Origin of the sequence: Paenibacillus sp. FSL R5-0636 (assembly GCF_037974255.1) — a bacterium.
GTDB lineage: Bacteria > Bacillota > Bacilli > Paenibacillales > Paenibacillaceae > Paenibacillus_AQ > Paenibacillus_AQ odorifer.
This window is the reverse complement of the sequence record NZ_CP150232.1, coordinates 4064131-4085388: the sequence shown is the minus strand read 5'-3', so window position 1 is coordinate 4085388 and position 21258 is coordinate 4064131. Positions and strand designations below refer to the sequence as shown.

10 protein-coding genes are annotated in these 21258 nt (G+C 42.5%); 4 read left to right on the top strand and 6 right to left on the bottom strand.

The genetic code is table 11. The features are described 5' to 3' along the window. The first annotated feature begins 62 nt into the window (after positions 1-62). Positions 63-842 (top strand): helix-turn-helix domain-containing protein, encoded by a 780-nt coding sequence (locus MKX34_RS18595; RefSeq protein WP_076296230.1) that lies wholly within the window; start codon positions 63-65, stop codon positions 840-842. A 79-nt stretch (positions 843-921) separates the two neighbouring features. Here MKX34_RS18595 and MKX34_RS18590 read toward each other — a convergent pair whose 3' ends face one another. The 6 genes from MKX34_RS18590 to MKX34_RS18565 all read right to left on the bottom strand — a co-directional run bounded on the left by MKX34_RS18590 (position 922) and on the right by MKX34_RS18565 (position 11216). Further along, positions 922-6795 (bottom strand): bacterial Ig-like domain-containing protein, encoded by a 5874-nt coding sequence (locus tag MKX34_RS18590; protein WP_076296229.1) that lies wholly within the window; start codon positions 6793-6795, stop codon positions 922-924. 231 nt (positions 6796-7026) lie between these two features. Further along, the gene (locus tag MKX34_RS18585) at positions 7027-7149 is read right to left on the bottom strand and encodes a hypothetical protein (RefSeq protein WP_256717821.1); all 123 of its coding nucleotides are present in this window, start codon (positions 7147-7149) and stop codon (positions 7027-7029) included. A gap of 484 nt (positions 7150-7633) precedes the next feature. After that, the gene (locus MKX34_RS18580) at positions 7634-8641 is read right to left on the bottom strand and encodes an alpha/beta hydrolase (RefSeq protein ID WP_076296228.1); all 1008 of its coding nucleotides are present in this window, start codon (positions 8639-8641) and stop codon (positions 7634-7636) included. Continuing rightward, positions 8625-9302 (bottom strand): N-acetyltransferase, encoded by a 678-nt coding sequence (locus MKX34_RS18575; RefSeq protein WP_038571702.1) that lies wholly within the window; start codon positions 9300-9302, stop codon positions 8625-8627. The genes MKX34_RS18580 and MKX34_RS18575 overlap by 17 nt, the downstream gene beginning before the upstream one ends. After that, positions 9299-10087, bottom strand: a complete 789-nt coding sequence (locus MKX34_RS18570) for a MerR family transcriptional regulator (RefSeq protein WP_076296227.1) — start codon at positions 10085-10087, stop codon at positions 9299-9301. The genes MKX34_RS18575 and MKX34_RS18570 overlap by 4 nt, the downstream gene beginning before the upstream one ends. Positions 10088-10568: 481 nt before the next feature. Next, the gene (locus MKX34_RS18565) at positions 10569-11216 is read right to left on the bottom strand and encodes a transcriptional regulator (RefSeq protein WP_076296226.1); all 648 of its coding nucleotides are present in this window, start codon (positions 11214-11216) and stop codon (positions 10569-10571) included. A gap of 1223 nt (positions 11217-12439) precedes the next feature. Between MKX34_RS18565 and MKX34_RS18560 the strand changes: the two genes are divergently transcribed. The 3 genes from MKX34_RS18560 (at position 12440) to MKX34_RS18550 (ending at position 21173) form a co-directional block, all read left to right on the top strand. Beyond that, positions 12440-15550 (top strand): ATP-binding protein, encoded by a 3111-nt coding sequence (locus MKX34_RS18560; protein WP_143763724.1) that lies wholly within the window; start codon positions 12440-12442, stop codon positions 15548-15550. 3 nt (positions 15551-15553) lie between these two features. Next, on the top strand, positions 15554-16645 hold the full coding sequence (locus tag MKX34_RS18555) for a response regulator (protein ID WP_076296487.1): 1092 nt from the start codon (positions 15554-15556) through the stop codon (positions 16643-16645). A 133-nt stretch (positions 16646-16778) separates the two neighbouring features. Then, positions 16779-21173 (top strand): Ig-like domain-containing protein, encoded by a 4395-nt coding sequence (locus MKX34_RS18550; RefSeq protein ID WP_076296488.1) that lies wholly within the window; start codon positions 16779-16781, stop codon positions 21171-21173. The last annotated feature ends 85 nt before the right edge of the window (positions 21174-21258 follow it).

Sequence of the window (21258 nt, the reverse complement as noted above, 5' to 3'; positions counted from 1 at the left end):
GTTCTATACTTTATATAGTACACTTTAAGACAAAATTAGTGTTTTCGTGAAGGAGAATCTACTTGTGGCCCTTTTTTGAAAAACATGGTGTCGGCGAAAAAGATTACTTTAAACTCATTCCCTTGAAAAACTATCATTTTCCACTTCATTTTCATCGGGCATTTGAGATTATTTATGTCAACGACGGGCAGTTATCTATCACCATTGACGGGAAAAGCTATCAGGTGCAGAAAAATGATCTGGTTTTTATTTTTCCTAATCAGATGCATGAATTTGAGACGATTGATTTTTCGGAGATTATGGTGATCCTTTTTTCCACAGAATTGATAGGTGATTTTCACATGAATTATAAAAGCTTTATTCCAACTGACAATGTCCTCCATGCTGTGAATGAACCTGATTGTACAAAGCTGGATTCGATTTATAGCCAGAAAAGTTTCCTGTATGGTGTATGCGCGGAGTTGATCTGTCAGACATCATTTGCTCCGGTCAAACAGTCCCCGCAAACAAAGGTGCTCTATAAAATCCTGCTTTTTGTAGAACAAAATTATTCTGCCGATTGCACATTGAAAGCTGTAGCAAAACATCTGCAATATGATTACCCGTATTTATCAAAGCTGTTTGTTCAGCTGATGAAAATGCCCTTCACAGATTACTTGAATCACTATCGGATCTCACACGCATGTTATATATTAAAAAACTCGAATCTGACTATTGGTGAAGTCGCCAACCTTTGCGGCTATAGCAACTTACGGTCATTTCATCGGAATTTCCAGAAAATCACCCATCAATCGCCGAAAGGGTATCGGGTTTCCAATCCGCCTGATAAGAAAATGAACTAGAAGACTTTAAGAGGGTAGGGAAGAGGATAAAAAGAACTCCAAAACCACGAGTATAGTGGTCTTGGAGTTCTTCTTTTTTTTATTGTTGCATCATAATTCTGTAAATCAGCATGGCTGCTTCGGCACGTGTGGAATGGGCAGTTGGTGTAAGCTGCTGCTGAGAGTCTCCTTTAATGAGACCTGCTGATACCAGCGCCGCAATATCATTTGCCGCATAATTAGAAATTTGATTATGGTCAGTGTAGCCGTCTAATGCAGAGGAAGAGGTCGTATTCGATTTCCATACCTCTGCAGCCTTCAATGCCCTAGCTGCCATAACAAACATCTCTTGTCTGGAGATGGAATCATGAGGATGGTAAAGACCGTCGGTTTGGCCCGTAACGACCCCTAATTTCTGAGCAGTCATAAGTCCCTCATAAAAATAATCGTTAGGTGACACATCAGCAAAGCTATTTCCTTCTGCTGCGGATAGACCTAAAGCTCTAACTAATAAAAGTGCGAAATCTGCACGTGTAATAGTCTGTTCGGGTCTAAACTCTGTTTCCGTTACACCATTAATGACACCTTTTGATGTTAGTACTTCTACAATAAACTTCGCCCAATGAGAATCTGTTATATCCCTGAACGTTTTGTGATTGTAAACGGCGGCGTATTGTCCAGATGAATTTGTTGTTGAGAAAATAGCTTGCTTCTTATCTGAATCATAATTCCCGCCTAATACCGGTTGAATGACTCCGTACTCATTGACTTTCCACACTACAATAAAGGTGTTGTTCAATGGAGGTACAGCTTCTAGATAAGGAAGCCCAATTTGTATGGCTGAATTTAAGCTCTCTAATTGAACTGTTGTACCATCCAAAAGTAGCTCGTAATCAATAAGCGAACTTTCACCCAATCGGTTCTTTAAACTTCCTGTTGTATCGACAGATTTGAGGAGCAAAGTAACTGTCTTCACATTGTCCAGTGTCTTCGCCGGGAATAGATTATCCGGAAGTACAAAGGTAGCTAGTGTTGTATTGATCTCAAGCTGCAATGTGGAAGTTCCAACAAGAAATGCAGCGGCAGGGAGAGTGACTTCAAATGAGCTATCATCTGACGATTGTTCCTCTGCAAGCTGAATTCTTAGGATTTTATGGCCTGCAGAATTAGGTTTGGCTAAAGCGATAATCTTTTGTAAGGAAGATTCAGTCAATATCGCACTAGTTTTTCCTCCATTCATAGTAGTAGGTATCTCAATCCTTACGCTACCGTCCAAATGGAGTATAGTAGTGGCCGAATCTCCAACCGATGATCCGGAACTGCCTGAGCTCGGGGCAGCCGTCGGACTTGGAGAAGCCGTCGGACTCGGAGAAACAGTCGGACTCGGAGAAGCCGTCGGGCTCGGAGAAACAGTCGGACTCGGAGAAGCCGTCGGGCTCGGAGAAGCCGTCGGGCTCGGAGAAACAGTCGGACTCGGTGAGGCAGTCGGACTTGGAGAAGCCGTTGGACTCGGTGAGGCAGTCGGACTTGGAGAAGCCGTCGGACTTGGTTCCGGACCATCCAAAGGAATGAACTTCAAGAAATCGCCCCAGATTATATTCCCGTCAGCATCCCGAGAGTAATTGACTACAGGATTTAAGCTGACAAAGTTAGAATCGCTCAGTTCTTTTCCTGATTTATTCGCCGATCGCGTGCCGTCAAACATGAAATTATTGTCCGCAGCTAAAGAAGCTGGATATTGGTCTTTTGCAATGTTGGCAGTTCGGTAAGATAAGAAACCGTCAATCGTAAAGTCTGGAGTAATGTGATCATAAGTGGTGAAGCTTATATTACCACGCGTATTGTTAAATCCGATGTTGTTGATGGCGATCACACCTGGATTACTATTGCTTGTAAAACCATAAGCGCCATTACCAAAGGCGATGGAATCGCGGATGGTATGTGTGACATGAATGCCTTCGCCACCAAGCTTGAAGCCATTTTTATCACCGGCACCTACGGTTCCGTCTGTTAAGAACCCATTGTTGAAGGCGGCGCTGTGCTCAATCAGCACTGAACCTATCGCTCCTGAGCCTGCTTTCGTATATAAGTCCCAGCCATCGTCGATATTATTATGCGCCAGACAACCTCTAAAAATATTACCAACACCCGCAGTCAATTTCGCCGCAAAGCCATCGGCATTATTGTCGGATGGATCACGGTTGTCGAAGGAGGTACTGTTGAGAATTAAGTTGTAGGAAGGCCATTCACTGAGTTCTATCGCGGTACCATCTGTTCGGCTGATTTGTAGACCAGTGTCACCATTCGCATAGAAACGGCTATTTTCAACGATGTTATAATTGCCTCCCACTGTAAAGCCCTTGGTATTCCCAGCTGAGCGAGTGAAATCAAGTCCCTTCACATGCCAATAGTTTCCGCTCAAGAGAACGCCTTCTGTTTTTTTGTCAAAATCAAAGATAGGTCTTGCTCCTGGTGCTGCTTCTATATACTTTTTGGCGGAGGCTTTACCATCATTGTACTTTTTAATCTCAAGTGGTGATTTCCGCACATAACGACCCTCAAGCACAATAATATGCTGACCTGGTTTAACGAAATCAATCGCAGTATCGATATCAAGTGGGAGATTGATCGTTCCATCTCCGGAGCGTGATCCGGTGGGCGATACGTAGATCTCATCATCTTCGTTATAACTTTTTAGGGTGACGGTAAAGTTGCTGATGATCTTCTCATAAGAGGTCAAATACTGAGTATCATCTGGTAAAAAAGTAATGCTGAAGTTCGTATCTCCTTGATCAAGAAGTCTCGTGGGAATAGAAAGACGTTTACCAGCTATTGCCTCGATATCCTGAGCGATGATCGTAGAACCTTGCTTCAACGTCACCGTTCCGTTGACATTAGAGCGCACAATCATTTGGTAAGCTGGATCTGAGGTTTTACTTAGTGAAAGTATATTTAAGCTAGGTGTGACGGGAGTCGCAGGTGGTTCTATTTTAGGAGAATCTGTAGCTGCTGAAGTGACTGTTAATTGAATATTGCTTACATTAATTGTGGCTAAACGAGCGGCATAGAATCCGACGTACATTTTTGAATCCTGTACGCTAAGAATGTCTGGTGTGAAATGAATAGCTTGCTGGCCATTATTGAGCTGTCCTGTAAAACCACTATTCGTCTTTGCTAACGTTAAATGGTAAGGTGCTGCAGGAATAGTATTGGCAGGTGCCGGACGTTCTTTTTGAAGCATGGTGGTTTGAATCCCTTTACTGCCAGTCCCATCCGTTTTTTCAACTCCAGTGCGGACAAAAAGCTGTGTGCCCAGATCGCTTTTCGTACCGCCGCTATAACCACCGAGGGCAGCTATATTGGATGCAAAGACGCTAGAATTTCCTTGTGTGCCGATGACGTCACGTGCCATAATGCCAAAAGATTCTTGCCCGTCATATGGATTTTTTGCAAAAGCCAACACTTGGATATCCGCAGACAGCATGAAATTATCTTCCGCAGCATCTAGCTCGGTGTAATAGAAGGTAATGCCGTCATGATCTTCGGTGACTTTACCGCCGCCTTCCAATGCGATCAGTTGGGCGGATCCATCCTCGTTGACAATCGTCTGATTGTTAGCAGCTGAAGTGGACTGACCGAATTGAATGCTTTTCCAAACGGGATCCATCTTTTCTTTTACTGTAACGGAATACGTAATGGGATTAATAGAAGAATCGGTAGGGAGTATGCCAATTTCATACACTCCAGCTGCCTGATTGTCGAACTTGGAAGTGTCGAGCGTATAGCTGTTTAGCTTCTCTCTATCTGAATTATCATACACTTTGGATACGAGCAGATTTTTGCTGTCAAAGTTGTCGTTAATAAAAAAGGTAGTTATAGGATAGCTGGTGACTTCGATGCCAAGTAGTTTTTTAACGTTGACCTTAACTTGAAAAGAGGTTGTTAAGCCTTTATGCGTAATTGTGATTTTTTTATCCCCAGATGTCGTGGTGTCGAGAGGAGAGACCTTGTATTCATTGTTCAACAGCCGAATCTGTGTACCATCACTGTAATGAGCATAAACCACAAGTCCTTCTAATTTGAGGGAGTCACCGATATAGTAGAGTGTTTGTTTAGGTTCATTTCGAATTTCTAAAGCGGATAACGTCGCTGCTTTTACTTCCACGTTAAAGGTCGTTGTGATTGCCGGCGCCTCTGTTGAAGTAACGGATACCGCTGTGGAGCCTGATTGCGTAAATAGATACGGTAATAAATCGCTGACCGGTTGTCCGTTAATGGAGAGGGAATAAAGATCACTGGTCAGTTCTTTGGTCAGGAAGCCGTCGTTATAATTGGCAACAAGAACAAGACCTTCTGGATCGAAGGTATCCCCTGGGTAATATACGGTTTTAGCTGGATAATACTTCACTGATAATGAGGTCATAGATAATGGAACGATTTGCAATGGAATGCTCACGAAAGCACCGTTGTAATTAATGGTTATGATATTTTCTCCAACCTTGCTGCTATCAAAGCCTGTAACAATATAATCCGTAGAAGACAAAACTGCCTCACTCTCATCAGAAAAAATAGCCTTTATGACTAATCCAGTCAAATCAAGAGATTCACCAACCAGATAAGTGGTTTTCGTCATTGCGCTCGTATCAGCGGTTAAGCTGGTTACGATTTTGGATTCAAGCTGGATGTCTATGTCACTGAAAGTAACAGTTGCATCTCTAGCTACATAGATTCCGGCAAAAAGAGTATCTGTGAACGTATCGTCCAGTGTTATGATTTCGGTCTGATCACCCACACTTAATCGATAAGTATCTCCTGATTTTTTAATACTTAGCGAATATACAGCTCCTGCGGACGGGGCCTGGATATCGCTAAAAGGATTTAACTTCACTTGGGTGTCTTTTTTATAAAAACCTTTCATTACCTGATCCAAAGCACCCACCGCCGCATAGTTAGAAGTGGTTGTGCTTGTATCTCCGTTCGTCCCAATACTGTCGCGGAGCATAAGACCGAAGGATTTCTGGTTAGGTGTGCTGACAGTGCTATTGCTATTAAAAGCAATCACTGAAGCGGTCGCTTTCAGTTCAAAGTTCGCATCCACCGGAATCTCTTTCGAATAAAAAGATATTCCCTCATCGCTGCTGGAGATTTTGCCGCCGTAAGTCGTCATCGTTACAGAGGTTGGACTTTCAATTATAGGCTCGGGGTTCTTAGTTGGACTAGTGTTGCCTCCGAAGGCGCTGAAGCCCCAAGGTCCTAACTCGATTTGACCTTCTTGACTGAAATGAATATTACGGAACGTAACCGTAGTATTTCTAGCGGTGTAAAGGCCCGCATATTGAATGGAGCCGTCAAAGCTTTCGATCGTTTTGGTTTCATTGCCGATGCGGACAATATACAGATTTCCGGTCTTTTTGATGCTTAATTCGTAATTCTCTCCTTGGTCAGGGCGATTAACGATATCAAACACGTACCCAAGTTTCTGTAGGCTTGTATTTTGCAATTTGTGAAACGCTTTCATTTCTTGATCCAAAGCACCCACGGCGACATAATCTCCAGAGTAGGCTCCGGATTGGTTATCCCACACATTGCCGCGCAGCATTATTCCGAAGGAAACTTGGTTATTGGCTGTCCAAGCATCCACGTGAGCCGTTGCCTTCAACTCAAAATTAACACTTGGATCAACCTCTATAAAGTAATAAGCGATACCTTCCGTGCTGCCCGATACTTTGCCTCTGTCGTTCGAGCTTCGCAGTGTAGCTGATCCATCCGTATTCTCCATAATGCCAAAGTTGGCCGCAGTAATCTTGTCTTGCCCCCCAACATCACCAAATACGCTGCCTTGCCATTCACTTTGAATGTTAATCATTCCTTCATAAGGATCAGGTGCTTCCTCTGCAAACATCGATAACGGAAAAGAGGAGCACAAAAGCAGGAAGGTTACGAGCATGGCTAACAAACGTTGTTGTTTTCTCAATGATTAAAACCTCTCCTTATATGATCGATTTTGACCAAAGCTAAGCTTGATCATCCGAAATTATACGTTATCACTAAAGCGTACAGCTATAATCAATACGCCATATAACGCTGTTTATGCAGTAGGAGAGGGAGAATCTGAGTTAATGACACCCGGTTTATGCCTTTGCTTCTGCTACTTATGTGGAGTTTTCGGAGCTTGGTGTTGGTGGTTAGCACGCTGGCGTGGTGGTTACGGGCGCCGAAACTGCCGATAAGTACGTTCGCAGTGGAAGTCCGCGATCGTTTGAGCCCAAATTACTTCCGCGGTTGTCGTTACGGACCGTAATGCAGCTATTTCTGCTAATTCGCTCATTTTCCCTGAGTTTCGGACTGCATAGCTCTTAATGAGCTGAAAAAGTGGATCAGAGCAGTGTTTTTGAGTAAATAGCTGCAACGGAGTCCGATAGCGTGGCGAAAACGAGGAAATTCAGCAAATAAGGGCTATACGGTCCGAACGTAGGGAGTGCATTGGTGATAGTCGTAGGTATTCTATAAGATACGTAGATTCTGGGGAAATCAAAGCCAATACACGGGCTTGGGCTGTCGGTAATTCCTTCCGCGGTTGTCGTTACGGACCGTAAGGCAGCTATTTCAGCTAATTCGCTCATTTTCCCTGAGTTTCGGACTGCATAGCTCTTAATGAACTGAAAAAGGGGATCTGAGGGGTGCTTTTGAGTAAATAGCTGCAACTGAGTCCGATAGTGTGGTGAAAACGAAGAAAATTGGCAGATAGGGGCTATACGGTCCGAACGTAGGGAGTTCAACTGGCGAGAGTGCATTAATGGATGGCAAACAGATTAAAACTGGCTTACAAAGTGAACCAAATCATCTAAATATTGCTCAACAACAATATGTCGTGGGAAAAAGACTGCGGTCAAATATGTTCTTAATGGTGATGAGGCATTCTTTTTTGAGAGCATAGAGTGATCAGCATCAGGAAGATAGAAGACGGAGAGTAGGTTTTTAGGAATTTTTTCACGGTAAACACGTTCGGTTTCCTCAACATCTACATTTATATCTTGCCCGCCAAGAACTAAGTGGACAGGAGTAGTGAAGTTTTTTAAATCCTCGCTCGCATCTGACTGATAATTTTTAGAGAAAAAACCCCATTTTTCTTTGGAAATTAAATCGTCCGATTGTGCAATTCGCAAGTAACTTTCATATGACGCCTGTTCCTTAAGTAGCAGTAGGATTTGCGCGTTATAATCTTCTCTCTTTTTTATCTCCTTTTCCGAAAAACCTTCTAAAATCATCTCTTGTCTGGTATTGTATTGTCCTTGAGAAATCCATTGAATGGCGGGGGATACAAGAATACTGAAGGCGAGATCAGGCACTTTTTTAACAATCTTGGGAATCACCCAGCCCGCCTGACTTGCTCCCCACAAACCAATAGCTTGAGCATCAATCATAGGTAAGGCTTTAGCCCAGTTAATCGCATATATAGTTTCTTGTGCTCTATCCTCCATGCTTTGCTCTAGCCAGTTCCCTGAGGAACCCCCAATACCTGGTTTGTTAAGAGATAAGGAAGCATATCCGGCAGAGGCGAGCTTTTCCCACAAAGGTTTATATCCATCATCGTAAGTATCATTAACTGGGCCATCCCCATGAACAAAAACTACCAGTCCGACGGTTCCAGAGTAGCTTTCGGGCAGAACTAAGGTTCCTGTTAGTTGACCTTGAGGCGTATCAATTTCAATTTTTTGCTCAGTCATTGAGAAAGAATATTGCTGTAGTACGAACAAGACCGCTGCAATTAACAACGAAATGGTAATCATCCAGACAGTTAGCTTAATTTTCTTTTTCATTCATTGATCCCCCAGATTGTAGCGATGTTTTTCTTGTCATGTAATGCCAAATAGGCTCTTTAAAAAGCAAATGTCTTACCGCGCTATAGTTAGATTTATGGATCTCAAAGTTCAACTGCTGGTACATATTAATGGCTCGTTTATTCTTGTTAGCAACATGTAGTGTTAATTTTTCAACCTCAGAATGACTGTTTACAAAATCCGCCGCCCAACCCAGCAACTCTTTGCCAATTCCCTTATTACGGTGACTGGACCGAACAGCCAAATGAGCCACATAACACTCTTTTGCTCTAGGTTGATAATCCAAAAAATATAACCCAAGGATTAACTTACAAACATTTAAGTATCCAAATTTCTTGAATAGCTGCAAAAAGGGAGCCCGATTCAGTGGTTTAATTGATCCTTTTTTAAGGGAGAGAGTATCCTGCCATTTTAAGTAGATAGTGCCAACCACTTCTCCGTTTTCATAAGCGATTATTTGTTTAGATGATAAGGAAGTAGAATCTTGTTCCCAAAGTCTTATAAGTAGATCAGCAATTTCATTGTCCTCGAGAGAGAGGAGAGAGTGAAATTTCCCCTGAAATGCATCTACCAATAGCCTGCTTACAGCCTCACGATCTTGTTCCTGGTAATGGGCGATGATAACCTCGTTTGTACTCATTTAGTAGTATCAGCTAGGGCATGCTCGATTTGAATTTGAAGCTCATAATGAAGCTTGTCGTTGTTTAACATGGATAGGTACGATTTCTCCAGAATGATGATTGGTCCCAATACCATGTAGTGATGCCCATTTAAAAAGTGTTCCAGCTTGGCAATTTCATGATCTACATCCTGATCGTCAGCTACAAAAAATGCTTTATAGAGATAGCACCCTTTTTCTAAAAAAATGTCAGGGGCGGGAGTGGTTTCAATGGTTTCAAAGCATAAGGTTACTTGTTCAGAATCGTATACATAATGCAAATCTGTTTCAAATAAATGATGGTTCTGCGGTCTTTTTTCATATAAACTTCGCGCAGTTAGTGTTTCGTTATCCTCTAGCACCAACCACTTTTTCAGATAACGATTGTCCACATGTTTAATTTGATAATCCCCCTCCATGTTGCCATAATCTGCATGTTCTTTTAGTACCTTTTGTATAAATTGTTGCAGCATTATTAATTGGTTTATTTCTGAGTTGATTTTGTTTAGCGATTTCTCTAACAGCTGTTGGTAGTCATTCGTTGCGGATTTATTCATACTTTGGTTAATGGTACTGACAGGGATGTTTAATTTGCGGAGCAACAGGATATGTGCCAATTGATAGATCTCATCGATGCCGTACATCCGGTACTGATTATTGTCTATATAGGATGGAAACAGGATTTCTTTTTCTTCAAAATATCGAATCTGGTGGATAGATACATTCATAAGTTTTGATAGTTCTCCAATTGTAAGGTACGGATTCAAGGGCGGTGCTCCTAACTGTAAGTTATTTGATAAAATAACTATAAACCTTAGGTCAGACCTAAGGTCAAGCGTCGATTAAAATACGGGATAAGCAGAGCACTTTTTTTCTAAATAATGATTAGTAATAGTAATGGGTGGTATTGAAAAAGACTTAGATTTTGGAAGGACAATGCGGGGGTGCAACGGATTAGATTCATGATCATTTTTTTGTATGAGCCTTGCTGGTATGACCTTAGAGTTGCCATTACGGACCGTAATGCAGCTATTCGTACATTTCCGCTCGTATTCCAAAAGTTAGGGACTGCATAGCTCTTATTAGCTGCAAATCGACTCAAAATGGGGTGGTTATGAGCATATAGTTGCAACTGAGTCCGATAGCGTGGCGAAAACGAAGATAATTGGGAAATAAGAGCTATACGGTCCGAACGTAACTTTGTTAATCAAACCAAACTAATCAAAACAAACTAATCAAATCAAATCATCACATTCTAAGCTGATAGCTTCGATTCCGTTCTTTTCCACCGACGATCTCTAGTAGCTGCTGTTCAACTAACTCATGTAAAACACGTCGGGCATGACGATTAGTGACTCTAAGATGATGGGTGAGTTCAACAGGTGTGAAAGGACGCAGAAGACGTCTTGCGAAACGAAGTGTTTCAGCTTCTAACCAAGTTAATGAAGAGGGCACGTCTGAAGCCATGAATTTGCCGATGAATGCGAGTACTAGTTGTTGATATAGCTGAGGCTCGTCCGTGATTGAGGGATAGGCGATGGATAGGAAGGTCCAACCGTCTAGCGATAATAAGGAATGGCGTCTACATAAATCTTTGAATCGTCGTACATCAAGATCTCTAGCATGCGGACCGTAGCCTTGAATCTCAATTCCGCCCTTTGCTCCACCTGGCATATAGGCCAGATCAAGATAACGATAACCATTGTTGAAATCGCGCACTTCCCATTCCGGGAACAAGTAGTTGAAGTTTCCTACAGCAGGAAACCATACCGCACGTAGAAATTCGACTGTTCCATAGCCCAACCCTTTTGCAAGAAGCTCCTGTCTGCGGGGATTGTTCTCCTTATCCAAGTTGATCTGTAACCATTCCTCTAGTTGCTGTTCGAATCTGGACATTTTGTGTATCCTCCTTAAGTAATTTTTTTTGAAAAGAGAAAAAGCCGCTCCCATACAATTCCTCCTGAGCTTACCCAGGATAGAGATTGTATAAAAGCGGCGTGTTCTTCACGACCTATAGTTGCTATTATAACGAGTGCTGAGGATTTCTTCAATGAGTTACTGTGTATAAGGATGACGAATCCAAATAGGTTTTAGATGAAGGAAGCTAGCAGGGTGAACGAGCTGAATTTGCTGAAGTTAATAGTTACTCTAAAAGCGGATTCTTCCCCGCGCGGCCGCATGGCTTTTCTAGGACGATCATCATGTGGTTACTGATCCGCAAAAATGGATTACGTGCTCTGCGCAATATCATTATTCATTTTCGAACGTTGCGGACCGTATTGCAGCTATTCGTACATTTTCGCTCGTATTCCAAAAGTTACGGACTGCATAGCTCTTATTAGCTGCAAATCGACTCAAAATGGGGTAGTTATGAGCGAATAGTTGCAACTGAGTCCGATAGCGTGGCAAAACCCTCATTTTTCAGCAAATAAGGTCTCCTGAGTCCGCATGCGCGCGGTGTAAGTATTCAGAGTTCCCAACGACGTCAGAATTGTCTATCTAGTCCAAGTCGTCAGATTATCATTGTGTCCATGTCTTCCATGTCCCAAAGTCGTGTAACTCCAGCATGAACGGACCGTATTGCAGCTATTCGTACATTTTCGCTCGTATTCCAAAAGTTACGGACTGCATAGCTCTTATTAGCTGCAAATCGACTCAAAATGGGGTAGTTATGAGCGAATAGTTGCAACTGAGTCCGATAGCGTGGCAAAAACCTCATTTTTCAGCAAATAAGGTCTCCTGAGTCCGCAAGCGCCCGGCAGATACATTCGAGTTGCCAAAGTAGCACAAGTCGCCCAACTGGTCCTTTCATTTCGTCAATTAAACTCATCATGCTCATACCGTCGTCCTACTCATCGTGCTCATTTCGTCATCCTACTCATCGTGCTCACACCGTCATCCTACTCATCATGGTCATATCAGACCATCTTTTCATACAAGTCCCGCTTTTTCAGAAAAAAATCCTAATAAAGGCCCATTACTTTGTCGAATTGTGAAGGAAATTAGAAAATTTTATAGAATTATCTATGTTCATCTAAACTTTTTACTCTTCAACACGTGTTGCAGGATGGCCCTGGTGATTGCTGCAGCTTTACTCTTCCATAAAAGGGGCCGATACGATGCTCAAAAGGACATTACTTATCTATCTGATTGGTTTAATTTTATTATCTGCGATTCCTCTATCCATTCTTATGGGTCACGATAAACAAGGGAGTCACCTGCAAGTGCAGCATGGAGTCATGGATCTCGCAAATTGGGATTACGAACAGGATAAGATTATCAAGTTAGACGGTGAATGGGAGTTTTATTGGAATCACTTATTAACTCCTGAGCATTTTAGGGCGGGTAGCGCAGATATACCTGCTTCTTCAGCTTGGATGGAGGTGCCCTCCCGGTGGAACGGCAACATCGTTAATGGAAGCCCTTTACCCGCCTTCGGTTCCGCCACCTATCGGATGGTTCTAAAAAACCTGCCCGTAAGTGGGGTATTCGCCTTGAAAAAAACAAATATCCGCTTTTCAAGCAGGATTTTTGTTAATGGACAGTCAGTTATTGAGGATGGTAATCCTGCTGCTAATGAAGCTGATTATCGGTCAGGGAATATCCCGCAGATTGGGCTTTTTTCGTCTGATAAGGGAGATGTAGAAATCATAATTCAAGTCTCCAACTTCGATTATGTAAATGGGGGCATTCCGGTTTCTTTATCCTTTGGTGAGGAAGCAGCAATGATGGAGGTTCAGCAGAAGAGTACGGCCCGTGAATTTAGCACCGTTGCTATTTTAGGCACACTTGCCCTTATCTTTTTTATCTGCTTTGGGGCAGCGTCCTTATACCGTAAGCAGGATTACTCTTTACTTGTGTTTGCGACTATTTGTTTGCTGTTTGCGATATATCATGGGTTGATCGGTGAGCGTTCACTCTTACTCTTTTTCCCTAAACTTTCGTTCATAATGCTCTACAAAGTAAAGGATATAAGCTCCATCTCCTGCTTTATTGTGCTCGCAATATTTTTTTACCAAATGCACAAAAGCATAATATCTTTAAAATTTACTCAAGCCATTACGATTGTTTTAGGCAGCTTTATAATTCTGGTCGCCATCCTGCCGATTCGTTCTTACACGGTCATTTATCCGTATGTGATTATTTTATATGAGCTGATGTTAATTTGGATGTTATGTAGAGTGGCCACCCTGTATATCAGAAGCGCAGAAGTAAATAGAATCAAATTGCTGCTGATGTTTATGGCGATTCTAGCTATTAATCTATATTCCATAGATATTATTCTGTTTGCTCTTTCTATAAAAGAGAACCTTTGGCTCGGGCAGTTTTACATTGTGGCTTTTAATATCATCATGATCGTGCTGATTGTTCTACGTTTTTTTGAAGCCTACCATACCATAGACGAGATGAAAAACCAGTTGATCGGGCTGGATAAAATTAAAGATGAATTCCTTTCCAACACCTCACATGAACTAAAAACACCTCTAAATGCCATAGTGAACATTACAGCTACGCTGCTGGATGGGGTTGAGGGTCCAGTTAATGAAAAACAAGCGCAGAATCTAGCGATCGTAATCGGGAGCGGCAGAAGATTAACACATATGGTAAATGAACTACTCGATTATTCCAAAATGAAGTACGGAGACATCACATTATACAAAAGCAAACTGGATTTGAAAGCCGTTGTTGATTCCGTCATTGGCATTCATTCTTTTCTGCTCGGAGAAAAGTCGATCCTGCTCGTTAACAGAGTCGCTTCGAATTTCCCTATGGTGAATGCAGATGGCAATCGCCTGATTCAAATTTTCCACAACTTGGTTGATAATGCGATTAAATTTACGGAACAGGGTGAAATAGAGATTAGTGCCAGAGTTATTCAGGAGTGGGTGGAAGTACGTGTGGCAGACACAGGTTTGGGAATCTCACCGGAAATGCAGGAGCGTATTTTCAAAGCTTTTGAGCAGGTGGATGAGGCGGAGATTCATAGTCATGGTGGAACAGGGCTCGGATTAAGTATTACTAAGAAGCTAGTAGAACTGCATGGCGGGAACATAGCTGTGGAATCTACAGTGGGAAAAGGTTCGGTGTTTATTTTTACACTTCCACGGTGGGATAAAGCGGTTAAGCCAATCACGAGACCTACCCTTAAGGCGGCACATTCTTATAAAGAATTAAGTTTCTCCCATGGTGGTTATCCCCTTTATATCAAAGGCGAGATCGATGAGCCCATTTTAGTAGTGGACGATGATTTTGCCAATCTGCAATCTATGATCAATCTGTTTAAGCTAGAGAAATATTCTATTGTGGTTGTTAATCGCGGGCAGATGGCACTTGAGGAGCTAGCGAAAAACACAGATTTTTTTCTGGTGGTACTGGATATTACCATGCCGGACATTTCGGGTTACGAGGTTCTGCAAAAGATTAGAGAGAGATTTACTCCTTTTGAGCTGCCTGTGTTAATGCTGACGGCCAAGAACAGGGTGAGCGATATGAAGATGTCCATGGATAACGGCGCGAATGACTATGTGGGAAAACCTTTTGAAGCTGAAGAGCTAATGGCACGTGTTAAAAGTCTGACCCGATTGAGAGCTTCCGTGAAGACTGCCAAAGACGCCGAAATAGCTTTTTTACGATCCCAGATCAAACCTCATTTCTTATACAATGCTCTGAATTCAATTGCTGAACTATGTGTGGAAGAACCTGAGAAGGCCGAAGAGTTGACACTGCAGCTGTCACAGTATTTGCGAAGCAGCTTTGATTTCAAACAACTGGATTCACTAACGAGTCTGGAGAATGAGATTGAGCTGGTAGAGGCTTATATCAATATTGAAAAAGCACGCTTCGGTGCCAGATTAAATGTGGAATATGATGTGAGAGTTAATACGGATTACCGGATTCCTCCGCTGATTCTACAGCCTTTGGTCGAAAATGCAATAAGGCATGGCCTAATGTCCAATTTGCGGGGTGGCACGGTAAATATATCTGTAAAAGAATTAGAGAATTCGGTGATTAGCTTTATTGTGGAGGATAATGGATCTGGAATGAGTGAGCATAAATTGAAAGAAGTAATGAAGTCAGATGTAGATAAAAGAGGGGTGGGGCTGTGGAATATCAGTCAGCGCATCAAGCTATTATATGGAAAAAATATTCATATTCAAAGTGCTGAAGGATTAGGCACAACGGTATCTTTTGAAATTCCAATACAGCAGCTTAAGCGGATGGGAGGTTAAGGCATGCTGCGAGCGATTATTGTAGATGATGAGGAGTTATCGGTAAAACGCCTGAAGCGGATCTTATCGCAGAGCGGAGAGATTGAAGTCTATGAGACGTTTTTGGATCCAGCGGAAGCCTATGCTTTTGCGAAGGCCCAACCGATAGATGTAGCTTTTTTGGATATTTCTATGCCTGAGACGAATGGGATGAAGCTTTCTAGCCTTTTGCATGAATTGGATGAATCGATAGATGTGGTTTTTGTAACCGGATTTGATGAGTATGCGCTGCAGGCTTTTGACCTAAGTGCAGTGGATTATCTTTTGAAGCCTGTAACTGCGGAGCGGTTGTCTAAGACGTTAGAGAAACTCAAAAAAATGAATCGAAATACAACGGCTGAGCCTACGTTAGAAGTTTTTTTATTTAATGGTTTAAAAGTGTATCGCAGAGCGCAGAACAGAGAGCTAATCAAGCTGAGAAGTCCAAAAACAGAAGAATTATTTGCTTTTCTGGTTAGTAAAGGAACGGTTAGCCGGGAGGAAATTATCGACACGTTGTGGAGCGGATTGGAGCCTGAAAAAGCATGGAAGAATCTGAACTCGACGCTGTATTATATTCGAAAAGCAATCGGCGCCAATTATATAAAAGCAAGCAGGAACGAAATTCATGTAGTAGAGAGCAGCATTTATTGTGATCTGTATGAATTTGAGCGATTGTTAAAGCAAATCAGGCAAACCTCTGAAAGACATGTTGAATGGATGATTCAAGCAGAAGTTTTATACTCAGGAGCATTACTCAAAGGAAAAGCTTATGAATGGGCTAGTAGCAGGACCCGGAGACTCGAGCATGAATATATAGGATTGCTGGAGCTGGCTGCAAGATTTCATTTAGAGCAGAATCAGCAGCATCAAGCACTACATTATTTTGGAGAAATATTAAAATTAGATTCCTTGCGAGAGGACATCTATCATGAAATCATCAACTTATTAATTGAATTAGGGCGAATGAATGAAGCACAGCGGAAATTTGGCCAATTGGAAGAGATGTTGCAGCAAGAGCTCGGAACAACACCCGATCCTAAACTCAAAGCGTTAATTAAACAGAAGTTATTGTAATGGAAGGAACCTTCGAATGGATGGTTATCGAGGGTTCTTATTTTGTTTATTTTTTGTTTATCTTAATTTTGTATAATACTCTCGATTATTGTCGAATTAATGACATGATTTATGCTAGAGGGGGAAATAGAGTTTGAAGCCATCATTTATGAAAATAGGCATTAGTATTTCTTTATGTACTGGACTTGTGGTGCAGGGGGTGGGTCCTATGCAAACTCCAATCATAAGTGCAAAAGCTAGTTTCGGTTGGATCGAGAATAGCCCAGCTATAATAACGTCCATCAATGAAGATGACTATTCCAACGCAGGGGTTGAGGTAGCCAGCTTTTTGACAGGAAAAGTATCGGATCCAGCGTCAACAGGGATTGCTGTAGTAGCTTTAGATAATACCAAAGGGGCCTGGCAGTATTACAACACGGTGGGAAGAATTTGGTATAATATCGAGCCGGTGTCGAACAGTAATGCTTTTCTGCTGCTGAAATCGGAGAAAATCCGTTTTGTCCCGGCGAAAGACTGGAACGGAACGGCATCTATTAGCTTTAAGCTATGGGATACAACAGCATCCAGTTATCAAAATTATCAAAAAAATGCGAATACCACAGTATCTGCCGCGTTCAGCTCAGATCCGGGTATAGCCGTAATTACTGTAAATCCAGTGAACGATGCACCTTATCTGACAGAACTAAATGGTGGGGACTATCTTAGTTTTGACGGCAACGGGGATTATGTGACCTTCCCGGATCAACGGATTTATGGGAATTCTTTTACAGTTGAAGGATTTTTGAAGGTAGATGCTTTTCAGACCTGGATGAGATTTTTTGAATCATCGATCGCAGAGCAGAACCACAATATTTTTGTGGGTTTTAACGGCAAACGGATGAATTTCACTGCCTACACTAATAAGGGAGATATTAATGTCACTGAGGATTTCCCGATTTCTAAATGGGTTCATGTCGCGATTGTTTATGATCACAGTCAGAAAAAGGGACGGATTTATTGGGATGGTGTACTTAAGGAAGAAGGGGCTATGGATTTAAGTACTGTAGGCAACGTTGCACGTCCGAATAACTGGCTTGGAAAAAGCACGTGGAGACAGGACGGAGATTATAACGGTGGAATGAGAGACGTGAGGTTCTGGAGTAAAGCCAAGACCCAAAGTGATATTGTTCGAGAAATGAATGTCGACTTGACAGGCTCGGAGCCTAATCTGGCTTTAAACTATAAATTAGCGAATAGCAATGATGGGAATGTCGCTATTAATACTTCTGGTCTTCCCCTTAAGAACGGTACAATTACTGGGGCAACCTGGAAGCAGGACACAGGTTTTATGGGGAATACTACAACCGATAAAAACAAGTCGGTCTCACGATCCTTTAAGGTCCTCGATGTGGATGGAGATGACCTACAAGTATCAGCTACTTCCTCGAATACGCTCTTAATTCCGAATAATGGACTGAAAATAAGTGGAAGTGGTGAGCAACGAACTTTAGAAATAACACCCGCAGCGAATGCTTTTGGCACCAGTGTGATTTCAGTCAATGTAAGTGATGGAACATTAAACAACACCTACACTTTTAATGTGACGGTAAACAATACGGGGGATGTAATCGTAACCGGAGTGTCTTTGGATAAACCATCACTGAGTTTAACACAAGGAGAAGCAGGGGACACACTTAGTGCCGTAGTAACACCTGCTGATGCCACGAACAAAACAGTAAATTGGAGCTCTAGTGATGAAACTGTTGCAACCGTTGTAAACGGAGTGGTAACTCCAGTTGGCGTTGGAACAGCGATCATCACGGTAACGACTACTGATGGAAGTTTTACTGCTTCGTCTGTAGTAAATGTGAGTGCCCCAATCCCACCCGTTGTGGACGTAACTGGAGTGAAGCTAGATCAGGAGACACTGGAATTAACAGCTGGAGAAGCTGATGGACTCCTAAAAGCAACAATAGAACCTGCCAATGCAACGGATAAAGACGTGATCTGGAGCTCCAGCGATGAGACAGTTGCGACCGTTGTAAACGGAGTGGTAACTCCGGTTGGTGAGGGTACAGCTGTTATTACGGTAACGACGAAAGATGGAAGTTTTAAGGCTTCAACCACAGTAAATGTAAGTGCTCCAATCCCGTCGGTTGTGGACGTAACTGGAGTGAAGCTAGATCAGGAGACACTGGAATTAACAGCTGGAGAAGCTGATGGAATCCTAAAAGCAACAATAGAGCCTGCCAATGCAACGGATAAAGACGTGATCTGGAGCTCTAGCGATGAGACAGTTGCGACCGTTATAAACGGAGTGGTAACTCCGGTTGGAGAGGGTAAAGCAGTTATTACGGTAACGACGAAAGATGGAAGTTTTACAGCTTCGTCTGTAGTAAATGTGAGTGCTCCAATCCCGCCGGTTGTGGACGTAACTGGAGTGAAGCTAGATCAGGAGACACTGGAATTAACAGCTGGTGAAGCTGATGGACTCCTAAAAGCAACAATAGAGCCTGCCAATGCAACGGATAAAGATGTGATCTGGAGCTCCAGCGATGAGACAGTCGCGACCGTTGTGAACGGAGTAGTAACTCCGGTTGGTGAGGGTAACGCAGTTATTACGGTAACGACCAAAGATGGAAGTTTTAAGGCTTCAACCACAGTAAATGTAGCCGCTCCTAAGCCACCTAGCGTTATCGTAACTGGGGTGACTTTAGACCATACAGAACTTAACTTAACGGTGGGTGAAGGCGACGGTAATCTACAAGTTACAGTAGCACCTGCTAATGCGACAAATAAAGGTGTGATCTGGAGCTCCAGCGATGAGACAGTAGCTAAGGTTGTTTATGGAGTAGTAACTCCGATTGGTGAGGGAACAGCCATCATTACGGTAACGACGAAAGATGGAAGTTATACGGCTTCTACAACCGTCACTGTGAAGGCTCCTGTTAAGCCAGTTACAGCACCAGGAATTCCAACATCTGTAACTGCAACTGCAGAGAATGGTCAAGCAATCATCACCTTTATACCGCCGGTGAACGATGGAGGCAGCGAAATCATAGGATATATTGTAACTGCTAATCCGGGAGGTTTGACGGTTACGGGAACTGGAAGTCCGCTGACAATCAGTGGTTTGACGAATGGAACAAGCTATACCTTCACGATACAGGCAATCAATAAAGCTGGCATCAGCGAATCCTCTGCTGAGTCCAATGCAGTTGTTCCTAGCACTTCATCTGGTGGTGATGTTGTTGTTCCGTGGCAACCAACCCCATCAGCAACTCCGGCACCTGTGGTAAATGATGCTTCCATCCTAATCAATGGTAAAGCGGAAACAGTGGGAACCGCAACGAATGGTAAACGGAATGAGCAAACGTTAACCACCATTGTGTTAGATCAGAAGAAGCTAGAGGACAAGCTCGCCACTGAAGGTAAAGGTACGGTAGTTTCTATCGCTGCAAATAGTAAATCTGATGTTATAGTTGGCGAACTAAACGGACAAATGGTTAAAAATATGCAGGGTAATCAGGCAATTCTTGAGATCAAATCAGGAAATGCGACATTTACACTGCCTGCTCAGCAAATTAATATTGACGCTTTGAACGAGCAAATCGGCAAGTCGGTAGCTTTGCAAGATATTAAGATACAGATTGAAATTAGCGCCCCTACAGCCGATAAAGTTAAAGCTTTAGAAGCAGCTGCGCAAAAAGGATCCTTTTCATTAGTTTCCGCGCCAGTTAATTTTACGGCCAGAGGTATCTACGGAGATAAGAGTATTGAACTTTCCCAATTCAATACGTATGTTAAACGTACCATAGCCATTCCTGAGGGGATGGACCCGAACAAGATTACAACTGGAGTGTATGTTGATTCCGAAGGTTCGGTACACCATGTACCTACTAAAGTGGTTGTAATTGATGGCAAATATTTTGCTACTATCAACAGCTTAAGCGGAGGTACTTACTCAGTAATCTGGCATCCGCTTGAATTTAGTGATGTGGCTAATCACTGGGCAAAAGAGGCAGTGAACGATATGGGCTCTCGATTAGTCATTGAGGGAACAGGTAATGGTCAATTTACTCCGGATCAAGCCATTACCCGTGCAGAGTTTGCGGCGATTGTTGTACGCGGTCTGGGACTTGAGATGGAACAAGCTGCAACACCATTCTCAGATGTAAAGACCACGGATTGGTATAACAGTGCGATCAACACAGCATTTGCTTATCAATTAATTAATGGTTTTGAAGATGGTATGTTCCGCCCTGATGAACATATTACCCGCGAACAAGCGATGTTAATTATCGCCAAAGCGATGAAAATTACAGCGCTACAGACTAAGCTTTCTGTTCAATCGGCTGACGTTTTGTTAGCTCCATTTACAGATAGTAGTGAGGTTTCTAACTGGGCGATCAGTGGAGTTACTGACACTTTGCAGGCAGGCATTATCATGGGAAGAAGCAGTAAAGGGCTTGCTCCAAAAGATGATATGACAAGAGCTGAGGTTGCAGAGATCGTGAAGCGGCTACTTGAAAAGTCAGATTTAATTTAATCTACTAAGCTCCAGAATTGTGATGAAGATAGAGGATTCGTTCAAAGAACATTGAACGAGTCCTCTTTTCTTTTTATGGTTAGCC